This window comes from Enterobacter adelaidei (assembly GCF_041937165.1).
GTDB classification, from domain to species: Bacteria; Pseudomonadota; Gammaproteobacteria; order Enterobacterales; family Enterobacteriaceae; genus Enterobacter; species Enterobacter adelaidei.
This window is the reverse complement of record NZ_CP154353.1, coordinates 3976349-3989521: the sequence shown is the minus strand read 5'-3', so window position 1 is coordinate 3989521 and position 13173 is coordinate 3976349. Positions and strand designations below refer to the sequence as shown.

The following is a 13173-nucleotide window of genomic DNA, read 5'->3' as shown; positions in this document are numbered from 1 at the left end:
CCTCAAAACAGGAAATAGCGTTGCGCCATCGGCAGAACGTCAGCCGGTTCGCTGGTAATCAGTTCGCCGTCGACGCGCACTTCATAGGTCTGCGAATCAACGGTGATATTTGGCTGAAGGCCGTTGTGGATCATGTCCGCCTTTTTCACCGTCCGGCAGCCTTTCACCACGGCGGTGCCACTTTGCAGATTGAGCTGCTGTGGGATGCCGTTCGCACTGGCGGCTTGCGAGACAAACGTCAGCCGCGTGGCGTGGCGCGCGGCACCGAGTGAGCCAAACATCGGGCGGTAATGGACTGGCTGCGGCGTGGGGATCGAGGCGTTGATATCACCCATTGGCGCGCAGGCGATCATCCCGCCTTTGACGATGGTGGCGGGTTTCACGCCAAAGAAGGCCGGTGACCAGACCACCAGGTCAGCCAGTTTTCCTGCCTCAATGGAACCCACTTCATGGGCGATACCGTGGGTCAGCGCCGGGTTGATGGTGTATTTGGCGACATAGCGCTTTACGCGGAAGTTGTCGTTATCGCCAGTCTCTTCCGGCAGGGGGCCGCGCTGCACCTTCATGCGGTGCGCCACCTGCCAGGTGCGGATAATCACTTCCCCCACGCGGCCCATCGCCTGAGAATCTGACGAGGTGAGCGAAAATGCGCCGATATCGTGCAGCACATCTTCAGCGGCGATGGTTTCACGGCGAATACGTGATTCCGCAAAGGCGACGTCCTCGGCGATATCCGGATCGAGGTGATGGCAGACCATCAGCATGTCGAGATGCTCGTCGATGGTGTTCACCGTGTAGGGCAGCGTCGGGTTGGTGGAGGAGGGCAGAATATTCGGGTGCGCGCAGGCGGTGATGATATCCGGCGCGTGGCCGCCGCCCGCGCCTTCGGTGTGGAAGGTGTGGATGGTACGCCCGCCAATCGCCGCCAGCGTATCTTCGACAAACCCGGATTCGTTCAGCGTGTCGCTGTGCAGCGCCACCTGAATATCCATCTCGTCTGCGACCTCCAGAGAACAGTTGATGGCGGCAGGCGTGGCACCCCAGTCTTCGTGGATCTTAAGCCCGATAGCACCGGCGGCGATCTGCTCGCGCAGAGCGTCCGGGTTTGAGCCGTTACCCTTGCCGAGCAGACCAATATTCACCGGCAGCGTATCTGCGGCCTGTAACATGCGGGCGATATACCACGGCCCAGGTGTGCAGGTCGTGGCGTTGGTGCCTGCAGCGGGCCCGGTACCGCCGCCGATCATGGTCGTGACGCCGGAGACCAGCGCCTCTTCCGCCTGCTGCGGGCAGATCCAGTGAATGTGGGTGTCGATCCCGCCGGCGGTGACGATCTTCCCCTCGGCGGCAATTACTTCCGTTGCCGCGCCAATCGGGATCGTCACGCCGGGCTGAATATCCGGGTTACCGGCTTTACCGACGGCGAAGATCCGCCCGTTTTTCACGCCGATATCGGCTTTTACGATCCCCCAGTGGTCGACGATCAGGGCGTTGGTGAGGACCAGATCCACGCAGTCGTCTGCGGTCATCTGTCCCTGGCCCATACCGTCGCGGATCACCTTTCCGCCGCCGAACTTGACCTCTTCGCCGTAAACAGTGAGATCTTTTTCAACCTCGATCCACAGCTCGCTGTCGGCCAGCCGCACTTTATCGCCCGTGGTGGGGCCGAACATGTCGGCATAGGCCTGACGTGAAATCTCAGCCATTGTTCACTTCTCCCATCACCTCACCGCGAAAACCGACAATGCGCTGCGCGCCCGTGACCTGAACCAGCGTGACTTCCCGCTTCTGGCCGGGCTCGAATCGCACGGCGGTACCCGCCGGGATGTTCAGCCGGTAGCCTTTGGCGGCTTCCCGATCAAACTTCAGCGCCGGGTTGACCTCGTAAAAGTGGTAGTGCGATCCGACCTGGATCGGCCTGTCGCCGTGGTTTTCAACGATCACACTCTGCGTTGCTCGCCCTACGTTGATGGCAATATTTCCGGGCTGGATCTGGTATTCACCTGGGATCATCACGCGCTCCTTAGACGATCGGGTTATGGACGGTGACGAGCTTTGAACCGTCCGGGAAGGTGGCTTCTACCTGAATGTCGGGGATCATCTCGGGTACGCCTTCCATCACCTGGTCGCGCGTGAGGACGTGGCGTCCCGCCTCCATCAGCGAGGCGACGGTTTCGCCATCACGGGCACCTTCCATAATGAAGGCGCTGATCAACGCGACGGATTCCGGATAATTGAGCTTTACCCCGCGCGCAAGGCGGCGTTCGGCAACCAGCGCGGCGGTGAACAGCAACAGCTTGTCTTTTTCTCTGGGGGTCAGTTCCATAACGTTTCTCTTATGTCTGCCAGATACGCGGCGAACAGGCGGTTTTGTGGGATAAAAGCGGGCGAAGCGACTGCCAGATATCGCGCATCACCCGCTGACAAATCAGGTTATCGTGAGAGAGAAAGCGCACCGACAGCAGCTCATCGGTGAGCGTTGCCCCGGCAAACGTCTTCAGCGGTGCGAGCCATTCGCGCACCGCGTCGAGATGTTCTTCCCGGGCCGGATAGAACAGCAGCGTACCGAGCCATGGATGTCCGGCGACGGGCGTGAGATCGCCTTCGCTAAGATGCTGACGCTCAATCAGGCGAGGTTCGTCTTCAATCCAGATTTCAAGGCGGCTCTCCAGCTTGCCGTGGCTGAAGGTCTCATTGATTACCGGTCGTCCCAGGCAGTACAGCTCCCAGGCCATCAGTGTACTGGAGGCCTTCAGGTGGAAGACGGAGCGCAGCGAGGCGTTCGCGCCGGGAAAAACAATGGTGTCCTGCGGCAGCCACTCCAGCGTGGCGTCCTCATCGAGATAAAAGTGCTGGATCAGACGAGCCTGCGGGCCGCTGCTGCGATAGAACTTGCTGGCACCGGGCATGGTGATGAGTGCATGGCTTTTGGCGTCCAGCCGAACGGAAATGTCCAGCGTATCGCCACCCACAATTCCGCCGGGCGGATGCAGCAGGTAAAGATGGCAGGTATCCCCTTCCGGGTAAAACGGACGCTGAACCGTAAGCGGCCCGAGGTGATGAGCGGAATGCAGGAGGGTTTTCTCAGGCGTGTGACAAAACTGCAGGGCAAGCGACGCTTGCCAGCCTTTATACGGAGTATGAGTGACCTGAGCTGCTAACATGCTGCATCCATTTGCTCACCATCGGGATACGTTTCAGTATGCCCTGGCGGAAATGAAGGCTGTCATATGAGTCGCTTATGGATACGCTATCTGCTGCGGGAGTCGCGCGATTACTCCGGCTCTTTTTTCTTTCTCTTGAGCTTTGTCCAGATTTTGGTCTCCTGGCGACGCCACAGGCGCTGGATATTGTCGTGATGACGCAGCAGGATAAGGCAGGAGAGCATCGACACCGGGAAGGTGAATTGAGGTTTGAACCACCAGACGTAGAACGGCGCGATCAGCGCGCTGACGATGGCGCCCAGCGACGAGTAGCCGCTCAGCAGAATGGTCAGTAGCCAGGTGCCAGCCATGACGCCGGTTAAGTCCCAGCCGATAGGCGCAATGGCACCAAAGGCGGTTGCAACGCCTTTGCCACCTTTAAAGCCGAAGAATACAGGCCAGATATGACCGACACAGGCAGCGATGGCAATGAGCCCCAGCCAGAACGGCGTGACGCCCAGCGCATATGCGCCCCAGACGGGTAGCATCCCTTTCAGAACATCAAAAATCAAAACCGCTACGGCTGCACCCTTGCCGCCAATTCGTAGTACGTTGGTCGCCCCCGGGTTCCCGGAACCACTTTCACGCGGGTCGGGTAACCCTGCAATGCGGCAGACCAGAATGGCGCTGGAGATTGAGCCGCAAAGATAGGCGAGGAGGATCATTCCAGGCGCGATTGCACTCATAACGCTGTTCCGTTTTGAAAATGTATCTGTATTCTCAGCATCTGTGGATAATACGCATAATTCGCCGGAAGTGGTATCCGGTTTAGCCAAAAAGCAGGCAGGTCGTGATGGATATTGTATTTATAGAGCAACTTTCGGTAATCACCACTATTGGTGTTTACGACTGGGAACAGACCATTGAGCAGAAGCTGGTGTTCGATATCGAAATGGGCTGGGATAACCGTAAGTCAGCAAAAAGTGATGACGTGAATGACTGTCTGAGCTATGCCGATATCAGTGAAACGGTCATCGCCCACGTTGAAGGGCAACGTTTTGCGCTGGTCGAACGGGTGGCTGAGGAAGTCGCAGAATTGCTGCTGAAAAAATTCAATTCACCGTGGGTGCGCATTAAGTTAAGTAAACCAGGAGCAGTGGCGCGCGCCACCAATGTTGGCGTTATTATTGAGCGTGGCACAAATCTGAAAGGCAAGATTTAACGTCATAATAGCTAAACCATTTTAGGTTATACCGGTCTTAACGCTGTATCTTTCTCGGTTGTCCGCATGGGGCACCGTTTTTTTATATCTTCTTAGGGGTTTATAGATGAGCGATATGCACTCGCTGCTGGTGGCGGCAATACTGGGTGTGGTCGAAGGATTGACGGAGTTTTTGCCGGTTTCCAGTACGGGCCATATGATTATCGTTGGCCATCTGCTGGGCTTTGAAGGCGATACCGCTAAAACGTTTGAAGTGGTCATCCAACTGGGTTCTATTCTGGCGGTAGTGGTGATGTTCTGGCGTCGTCTGTTTGGTCTGATCGGCATCCACTTTGGCCGTCCGCCTCAGCACGAAGGTATGGGTAAAGGCCGACTGTCACTGATCCATATTCTGCTCGGGATGATCCCTGCGGTGGTGCTGGGTCTGGTGTTCCACGACGCCATTAAATCTCTGTTTAACCCGATTAACGTGATGTACGCGTTGGTCGTGGGTGGTTTCCTGCTGATCGCGGCGGAAGTGCTGAAGCCGAAAACCCCGCGTGCGGAAGGTCTGGATGACATGACCTACCGTCAGGCGTTTATGATTGGTTGCTTCCAGTGCCTGGCACTGTGGCCGGGCTTCTCACGTTCAGGCGCGACCATTTCTGGCGGGATGCTGATGGGCGTAAGCCGTTATGCGGCCTCTGAGTTTTCGTTCCTGCTGGCAGTACCGATGATGATGGGAGCCACTGCACTCGACGTCTACAAAAGCATTGGGTTCCTCACCACGGGTGACATTCCGATGTTCGCCGTTGGTTTCATCACCGCCTTTATCGTGGCGCTGATTGCCATTAAAACTTTCCTGCAGTTGATTAAGCGTATCTCGTTTATTCCGTTCGCGATCTATCGCTTTATCGTGGCGGCAGCGGTTTACGTGGTCTTCTTCTGACCGATTGCCCTCAGTCTTTCGGCTGAGGGCAATGCTTTTCTTTCCAGTCTGTCACCGCCTGAATCCGACGTCTGGTGAGTTCTTCACGGATCTCTGGTCCTTTAAAGCCCGCTTCGACAACATCCTTCGTTGGCACCGCTTTCGCGACTTCCCAGGCTTTACGCAATAAACGTCCCTGCGGGTAATCACACGCTTCAAACCCGGTGCGCCCACGCACGTCGGCTTCACTGGTCAGGGCGATTTGCTCCACGCGGTGTGGTTTGCGCCAGGCGTCGATGTTATCGAACAGCTTGACGATGGTGGCCGGTTTCAGGATGGGGAAGGTGTGGATCAGGTCGTGGAACTCGGCCACCAGTTTCGCCAGATCGCGGATCTCATTCGGCACGCGCAGACGCTGACAAAGCCCCTCGACCAGCTTCACGCCTGCCGGGCCATGCCCGTGATGACGCGGCCAGAACTCTTTTGGCGTTAAGCCTTTGCCCAGATCGTGGCACAGGGTGGAAAAACGGATGTCGACCTCGGGGCTGAGCATAGCCGCCATACTGAGCGTCATCAGGGTATGAACGCCGGTATCAATTTCCGGGTGCCATTTCGCCGGTGCAGGGACACCAAACAGTGCGTCGATTTCCGGGAACAGCACCTTCAGCGCGCCGCAGTCGCGCAGGACCTGGAAAAAGACCTGCGGGTTGCGCGTAGTGAGAGCATTTTCCGTCTCTTTCCAGACGCGCTCTGGCGTCAGGTGTTCAAGTTCACCCGCCTCGGTCATGGCGGTCATCAGCGCCATTGTCTCATCGGCAATACGGAAACTCAGGTGGGCATAACGTGCGGCAAAACGCGCCACGCGCAGAACGCGGAGCGGATCTTCAGAAAATGCCGGGGAGATGTGACGTAAAAGGCGGTTACGCAGATCGTCCTGACCGCCGTAAGCGTCAATAATCTGACCCTGCTCGTCCTGTGCCAGCGCGTTGATGGTGAGATCGCGACGTAGGAGATCTTGCTCCAGCGTGACATCCGGCGCGGCATAACAGGTGAAACCCGTGTAGCCAGAACCGGATTTCCGTTCGGTACGCGCGAGGGCGTACTCTTCCCGGCTTTTTGGGTGCAGGAATACGGGAAAATCGCGGCCTACCTGCTGGTAGCCCGCGTTGAGCATCTCTTCGGGGGTGGCACCGACCACCACCCAGTCTTTATCTTTGACCGGCAGACCTAACAACGCATCACGTACCGCACCACCGACCAGATAACTCTTCACGCCCTACACTCCCGTTTTCTCTTTTTCCAGGATCATACGTAAGTCTGGCAGAGAAGACGAGTTAGTTCATCCAGCGGTCTTTACGCTTACGGCTTGGGATCAGATGCGGCAGCACCAGACCGAGCACCAGACCCACGCCCAGCACGCCACCGCCATACATAAACCACTGCATGATGATGGTGCGCTGTTTGTCGTCGAGCTGCAGATTGGCGGCATTCACTTTCTTCTGCGCGACAATCAGCTCGTTTTTGAGTTTTTGGTTCTCTTCTTTCAGACCGTTGATCACACCATCACTCTGCGCCACTTTCTGCTGCATTTCTGCGGTGCGTTGGTTCCAGGTTCCGTCGATGTTATTCAGCTTGTCGGTCAGGGTTTTCACCTGGTTTTCCAGATCCGGCACGCGCGTGCGCAGGCTTGGCACGGTGCTCAGCTCTTTCAGCGGGATCCAGGACGTACGGCCGGTACTGTCGCGAACCTGGCCATAGTTGGTGTCCGCGTTGGTCTGTAACAGGGTGACTTCCTCGCCGGCATTTACCGTGCCCACGAGGCGATAATTATCTCCGGGGCCACTGCGTACCCAGGTGTTCAGTTCGTCAGAAACGTAACGCTTCTCTTCAGCGTGCACGGTGGTTGCGGCGCTAAAAGCGAGTAAAGTAAGTCCAATCAGGCGTAATTTAAGCATCATTAGTCGTTATTTTCATAAATAGTGGAACGATAGTAGTGGCAACAGTGTCTCTACGCAAAGCATTCGTCAGCAATCAGAATCATCTGTGTCACGACTCTACACATTTACGCCCGTCAAATTGCTCATTGCATGGCAATTTGGCGCAAAATACTATGTACTGACAAACAAATGGCGAGGAAGTTCGCCCTCATTGACGCGTCTGTGACGCCCGCAAAAGTACAAGGCTATGGCACAAGAAATTGAATTAAAGTTTATCGTCGAAAAAGACAGCGTTGACGCTCTTCGTCAGCATCTGCACACGCTTTCCGGCGAACACCATGCACCGGTACAACTGCTTAATATCTATTACGAAACGCCAGACAACTGGCTTCGCCGCCACGATATGGGGCTACGCATCCGTGGCGCGAACGGACGCTACGAGATGACGATGAAAATTGCCGGCCGCGTGGTTGGCGGTTTACATCAGCGCCCGGAATACAATATCGACATCGCTAAGCCAGAACTTGAGCTGGAACGTTTCCCGACAGAAGTTTGGCCTGAGGGTAAACTGCCAGAAACCTTATCCGCAGACGTACAGCCCCTGTTCAGTACCGATTTCTGGCGCGAAAAATGGCTGGTGACGGAAGGCAAGAGCCGCATTGAAATCGCGCTGGATTTAGGTGAGGTGAAGGCGGGTGAGTTCCAGGAGCCGATCTGCGAACTGGAGCTTGAACTGCTGGAAGGGGAAGCGAATGATGTGCTGAAGCTGGCACGCAAGCTGGTGAACCAGTCCGGGTTGCGTCAGGGAAGCCTGAGTAAAGCCGCGCGCGGTTACCACCAGGCGGCCGGAAATGCGCCACGCGTGGTGAAAGAGACGACCATTTTGCACGTTGCGCCGAAAGCCAGCGTGGAGCAGGGTCTGGAAGCCGCGCTGGAGCTGGCGCTTTCGCAGTGGCAGTACCATGAAGAGCTGTGGGCGCGAAACGTGAAAAACGCGAAATCCCACGTGCTGGCGGCGATTGCCCTGGTGCGCCATACCCTGACGCTGTTCGGCGGTATTGTTCCTCGCAAAGCGAGCGCTCACTTACGTGACCTGCTGACGCAGACCGAAACGCTGATGCTTTCCGACGTATCGGCACAAACAGCGATCTATAGCCCGCAGACGGCGACGGCAAAACTGGCGCTGACCGAGTTTCTGGTGACGCGCGGCTGGCGTACCTTCCTGGATGCGAAAGCACAGATCAAAATCGCGGAGAACTTCAAGCGTTTCGCTGATATCCATCTCTCTCGCCATGCCGCCGAGCTGAAGAGCACCTTTGCTTACCCGCTGGGTGACCAGTATGGCGATCAGCTTCCCCGTCTTTCGCGCAATATCGACAGCATGCTGCTGCTTTCCGGTGCCTATGACGGCGTGAAGGCTCAGGCCTGGCTGGAGAACTGGCAGGGGCTGAAGCATGCCATTGAAACCCGTCAGCATATTGAGATTGAGCATTTCCGTAACGAGGCCATTTCGCAGGAGCCGTTCTGGCTGCACAGCGGAAAACGTTAACTCTGGCAAGGAACCCCAATCATGCCGCTTTCTTCGCAGTTACAGCAGCAATGGCAGACCGTTTGCGAACGTCTGCCTGAGTCATTACCGGCGTCATCATTAAGCGAGCAGGCGAAGAGCGTGCTCACTTTCAGTGATTTTGTGCAGGAAAGTATCACCGCCAACCCGGACTGGCTGGTGGAGCTTGAAAATTCACCGCCACAGGCAGAAGAGTGGCGGCATTATGCTGACTGGTTGCAAACCGCGCTTGCTGAAGTTGCGGATGAAGCAACGCTGATGCGCGTCCTGCGCCAGTTCCGTCGCCGGGTAATGGTGCGTATTGCCTGGGCGCAATCTCTGGCGCTGGTGAGCGAAGAGAGCACGTTACAGCAGTTAAGTGAGCTGGCACAGACGTTGATTGTTGCTGCGCGAGACTGGCTCTACGCCGCCTGCTGTAAAGAGTGGGGAACACCGTGCAGCGAGGAAGGGGTTCCTCAGCCACTGTTGATTCTGGGGATGGGCAAGCTGGGCGGCTGCGAGCTGAACTTCTCCTCCGATATCGACCTGATTTTTGCCTGGCCGGAGAACGGCTCCACGCGCGGCGGACGTCGTGAGCTGGACAACGCCCAGTTCTTTACCCGTCTCGGCCAGCGTCTGATCAAGGCGCTGGATCAGCCGACGCAGGATGGTTTCGTCTACCGCGTGGACATGCGTCTGCGTCCCTTTGGCGACAGCGGCCCGCTGGTGTTGAGCTTTGCCGCACTGGAAGATTATTACCAGGAGCAGGGGCGCGACTGGGAGCGTTATGCCATGGTCAAAGCGCGGATCATGGGCGACAGCGACGATGCCTACGCCAACGAGCTGCGCGCCATGCTGCGCCCGTTCGTGTTCCGCCGTTACATCGACTTCAGCGTGATCCAGTCCCTGAGAAACATGAAAGGGATGATTGCCCGAGAAGTGCGCCGCCGTGGGCTGAAAGACAATATTAAGCTCGGTGCAGGCGGTATCCGCGAAATCGAATTTATCGTCCAGGTCTTCCAGCTTATTCGCGGCGGGCGTGAGCCTACGCTGCAGTCCCGTTCACTGCTGCCGACGCTGAGCGCCATCGAGCAGCTTCACCTGCTGCCGGACGGTGACGCGCAAACCCTGCGCGAGGCCTATCTGTTCCTGCGTCGTCTGGAGAACCTGCTGCAAAGTATCAACGACGAACAGACTCAGACCCTGCCAGCGGATGACCTGAACCGGGCGCGTCTGGCCTGGGGGATGCATGCGGATGATTGGTCGACTCTGACCGAACGGCTGGATGCGCATATGGCAGGCGTACGCCGTATCTTTAACGACCTGATTGGCGATGACGAAAGTGAATCGCAGGACGATGCGCTTTCCGAGCACTGGCGCGAGCTGTGGCAGGATGCGCTTCAGGAAGATGACACTACACCAGTGCTGGCACACCTGAGTGACGACGCCCGCCATCGTGTGGTGGCACTGATTGCTGATTTCCGTCTTGAACTGAATAAACGTGCGATTGGGCCACGTGGTCGGCAGGTACTTGATCATTTGATGCCGCATCTGCTGAGCGAGGTTTGCTCCCGCGCGGATGCGCCGGTGCCGTTGTCACGCATGATGCCGCTGCTGAGTGGGATTATCACGCGTACCACGTACCTTGAACTATTGAGCGAGTTTCCAGGGGCGCTTAAACATCTGATTACGCTCTGCGCTGCGTCGCCAATGGTAGCCAACAAGCTGGCGCGTTATCCGCTGTTGCTCGACGAACTGCTCGACCCGAATACGCTCTACCAGCCGACGGCGACGGACGCCTACCGGGACGAGCTGCGCCAGTATCTGCTGCGGGTGCCGGAAGAGGACGAAGAGCAGCAGCTGGAGGCGTTGCGTCAGTTTAAGCAGGCACAGATGCTGCGCGTGGCAGCGGCAGATATCGCCGGAACGCTGCCGGTGATGAAAGTGAGCGATCACTTAACCTGGCTTGCGGAAGCGATCATCGACGCGGTAGTGCATCAGGCCTGGGTGCAGATGGTGGCTCGCTACGGCCAGCCGAAACATCTGGCCGACCGTGAAGGTCGTGGTTTTGCGGTAGTGGGGTACGGCAAGCTCGGCGGCTGGGAGCTAGGCTATAGCTCCGATCTGGATTTAATCTTCCTGCACGATTGCCCGGTCGACGTGATGACTGACGGCGAACGTGAGATTGACGGGCGCCAGTTCTATCTGCGTCTGGCCCAGCGCATTATGCACCTGTTCAGCACCCGTACCTCATCCGGCATTTTGTACGAAGTGGATGCACGTCTGCGACCCTCCGGCGCGGCGGGCATGCTGGTCACCTCGACGGAGTCCTTTGCTGATTACCAGAAGAACGAAGCCTGGACGTGGGAGCATCAGGCGCTGGTACGTGCTCGCGTGGTGTACGGCGATCCGCAGCTTAAAACGCAGTTTGACGTCATCCGTAAGGATGTCATGACGACGGTGCGAGAGGGTGTCACGTTGCAAAATGAAGTGCGGGAAATGCGTGAGAAAATGCGCGCGCATCTGGGCAATAAACATCGCGATCGCTTTGATATCAAAGCTGATGAGGGGGGGATTACCGATATTGAGTTTATCACCCAGTACCTGGTGCTGCTGCACGCGCACGATAAACCGAAGCTGACACGCTGGTCGGACAATGTACGCATTCTGGAACTGCTCGCGCAAAACGACATTATGGACGAGCAGGAGGCACAGGCGTTAACCCGCGCCTATACCACGCTACGCGATGAGCTGCACCACCTGGCACTGCAGGAACAGCCGGGGCATGTGGCGCTGGACTGTTTCAGCAGTGAACGCGCTCAGGTGACGGCAAGCTGGCAGAAGTGGCTGGTGGAACCGTGCGTAACAAAACAAGTGTGATATTATCGCGCGCAAATTGTGAATCTTTCTGGAGTCAGGAATGAAAGTAACACTGCCAGAGTTTGAACGTGCTGGAGTTATGGTTGTCGGGGATGTGATGCTGGATCGCTACTGGTATGGGCCAACCAGCCGCATCTCTCCGGAAGCGCCGGTACCGGTGGTTAAGGTCGACACCATTGAAGAGCGTCCCGGTGGCGCGGCAAACGTGGCGATGAACATTGCCTCTCTGGGCGCGCATTCGCGTCTGGTGGGCTTGACCGGCATCGACGATGCGGCGCGTGCGCTGAGCAAGTCACTGGCGGACGTGAACGTGAAGTGTGACTTCGTTTCTGTACCGACCCACCCGACGATCACCAAACTGCGCGTGCTGTCGCGCAACCAGCAGTTAATCCGCCTCGACTTTGAAGAAGGGTTCGAGGGAGTTGACCCTGAGCCGCTGCACGAGCGTATTAATCAGGCGCTGGGTAATATTGGTGCGCTGGTGCTGTCCGACTATGCCAAAGGTGCTCTGGCGAGCGTGCAGACGATGATTCAGCTCGCGCGTAAAGCCAACGTGCCGGTGCTGATCGACCCGAAAGGCACCGATTTTGAGCGCTATCGCGGCGCAACGCTGCTGACGCCAAATCTTTCCGAGTTTGAAGCGGTGGCGGGTAAGTGCAAAACGGAAGCAGAAATTGTCGAACGTGGCATGAAGATCATTGCTGATTTCGAGCTGTCTGCACTGCTGGTGACCCGTTCAGAGCAGGGGATGACCCTGATTCAGCCTGGCAAAGCACCCCTGCATATGCCCACTCAGGCGCAGGAAGTGTATGACGTGACCGGTGCTGGCGATACGGTGATTGGCGTGCTGGCGGCGACGCTTGCAGCCGGGAATTCCCTTGAAGAAGCCTGTTACTTTGCTAACGCAGCGGCGGGTGTCGTCGTCGGCAAACTCGGTACTTCAACCGTTTCGCCTATTGAGCTGGAAAATGCCGTGCGTGGCCGTGCAGACACCGGTTTCGGTGTGATGAGCGAAGACGAACTGAAAGCCGCCGTTGCCGCAGCGCGTAAGCGCGGTGAGAAAGTGGTGATGACCAACGGCGTGTTTGACATTCTGCACGCGGGCCACGTCTCTTATCTGGCGAATGCGCGCAAGCTGGGCGATCGTCTGATTGTGGCAGTGAACAGTGATGCGTCAACGAAGCGTCTGAAGGGTGAAACGCGTCCGGTAAATCCGCTGGAACAGCGTATGATCGTTCTCGGTGCGCTGGAAGCCGTGGACTGGGTGGTGTCGTTTGAAGAAGACACGCCGCAGCGTCTGATTGCCGGTATTCTGCCGGACCTGCTGGTGAAAGGTGGCGATTACAAGCCGGATCAAATTGCGGGCAGCGAAGAGGTCTGGGCTAACGGCGGCGAAGTGATGGTGCTCAACTTTGAGGACGGGTGCTCAACCACCAACATCATTAAGAAGATCCAGAAAGACAGTCAGTAAAAAAACGGGCCAATTGGCCCGTTCGTTTTTCTCCCTCTCCCTGTGGGAGAGGGTTGGGGTGAGGGCA

Annotated in this window: 12 protein-coding genes; 5 read left to right on the top strand and 7 right to left on the bottom strand. The window is 57.2% G+C overall.

Features of this window, described 5'->3' with window-relative positions; translation table 11 throughout:
* Nucleotides 1–2: 2 nt before the first annotated feature.
* The 5 genes from ureC to plsY all read right to left on the bottom strand — a co-directional run bounded on the left by ureC (nt 3) and on the right by plsY (nt 3889).
* Nucleotides 3–1706 carry an urease subunit alpha gene (gene ureC / locus AAHF05_RS19360; protein ID WP_129324680.1) on the bottom strand — a complete coding sequence of 568 codons (1704 nt, stop codon included), beginning with the start codon at nt 1704–1706 and terminating at the stop codon, nt 3–5.
* A complete protein-coding gene (locus tag AAHF05_RS19355) occupies nt 1699–2013 on the bottom strand; it encodes an urease subunit beta (protein ID WP_129324679.1) in 315 nt (104 codons plus the stop codon). The genes ureC and AAHF05_RS19355 overlap by 8 nt, the downstream gene beginning before the upstream one ends.
* Nucleotides 2014–2023: 10 nt before the next feature.
* Entirely contained in the window at nt 2024–2326 is a 303-nt protein-coding gene (locus AAHF05_RS19350; RefSeq protein ID WP_003862556.1) for an urease subunit gamma, read from the bottom strand.
* 10 nt (nt 2327–2336) lie between these two features.
* Nucleotides 2337–3164: an urease accessory protein UreD gene (locus tag AAHF05_RS19345; protein ID WP_129324677.1), complete on the bottom strand. Its 828-nt coding sequence runs from the start codon at nt 3162–3164 to the stop codon at nt 2337–2339.
* Between the two features lie 110 nt (nt 3165–3274).
* Complete coding sequence (gene plsY / locus AAHF05_RS19340; RefSeq protein ID WP_028017138.1) at nt 3275–3889, bottom strand: glycerol-3-phosphate 1-O-acyltransferase PlsY; 615 nt, start codon at nt 3887–3889, stop codon at nt 3275–3277.
* 107 nt (nt 3890–3996) lie between these two features.
* Between plsY and folB the strand changes: the two genes are divergently transcribed.
* Both folB and bacA read left to right on the top strand, forming a co-directional pair.
* Nucleotides 3997–4365, top strand: a complete 369-nt coding sequence (folB, locus tag AAHF05_RS19335; RefSeq protein ID WP_028017139.1) for a bifunctional dihydroneopterin aldolase/7,8-dihydroneopterin epimerase — start codon at nt 3997–3999, stop codon at nt 4363–4365.
* 106 nt (nt 4366–4471) lie between these two features.
* On the top strand, nt 4472–5293 hold the full coding sequence (gene bacA / locus AAHF05_RS19330) for an undecaprenyl-diphosphate phosphatase (RefSeq protein WP_032666809.1): 822 nt from the start codon (nt 4472–4474) through the stop codon (nt 5291–5293).
* A 10-nt stretch (nt 5294–5303) separates the two neighbouring features.
* On the opposite strand, the gene AAHF05_RS19325 is transcribed toward bacA, so the two are convergent.
* On the bottom strand, nt 5304–6545 hold the full coding sequence (locus AAHF05_RS19325) for a multifunctional CCA addition/repair protein (RefSeq protein WP_129324676.1): 1242 nt from the start codon (nt 6543–6545) through the stop codon (nt 5304–5306).
* A gap of 61 nt (nt 6546–6606) precedes the next feature.
* Nucleotides 6607–7227: a TIGR04211 family SH3 domain-containing protein gene (locus AAHF05_RS19320; protein WP_028017142.1), complete on the bottom strand. Its 621-nt coding sequence runs from the start codon at nt 7225–7227 to the stop codon at nt 6607–6609.
* 229 nt (nt 7228–7456) lie between these two features.
* Between AAHF05_RS19320 and AAHF05_RS19315 the strand changes: the two genes are divergently transcribed.
* From AAHF05_RS19315 to hldE, 3 genes are read left to right on the top strand one after another with little or no spacing between them, the layout of a single operon-like run.
* Nucleotides 7457–8758, top strand: a complete 1302-nt coding sequence (locus AAHF05_RS19315) for an inorganic triphosphatase (RefSeq protein WP_129324675.1) — start codon at nt 7457–7459, stop codon at nt 8756–8758.
* A 21-nt stretch (nt 8759–8779) separates the two neighbouring features.
* Complete coding sequence (gene glnE, locus AAHF05_RS19310) at nt 8780–11635, top strand: bifunctional [glutamate--ammonia ligase]-adenylyl-L-tyrosine phosphorylase/[glutamate--ammonia-ligase] adenylyltransferase (RefSeq protein ID WP_129324674.1); 2856 nt, start codon at nt 8780–8782, stop codon at nt 11633–11635.
* 40 nt (nt 11636–11675) lie between these two features.
* Nucleotides 11676–13106, top strand: coding sequence for a bifunctional D-glycero-beta-D-manno-heptose-7-phosphate kinase/D-glycero-beta-D-manno-heptose 1-phosphate adenylyltransferase HldE (hldE, locus tag AAHF05_RS19305; protein WP_028017145.1), 1431 nt, complete (start codon nt 11676–11678; stop codon nt 13104–13106).
* The last annotated feature ends 67 nt before the right edge of the window (nt 13107–13173 follow it).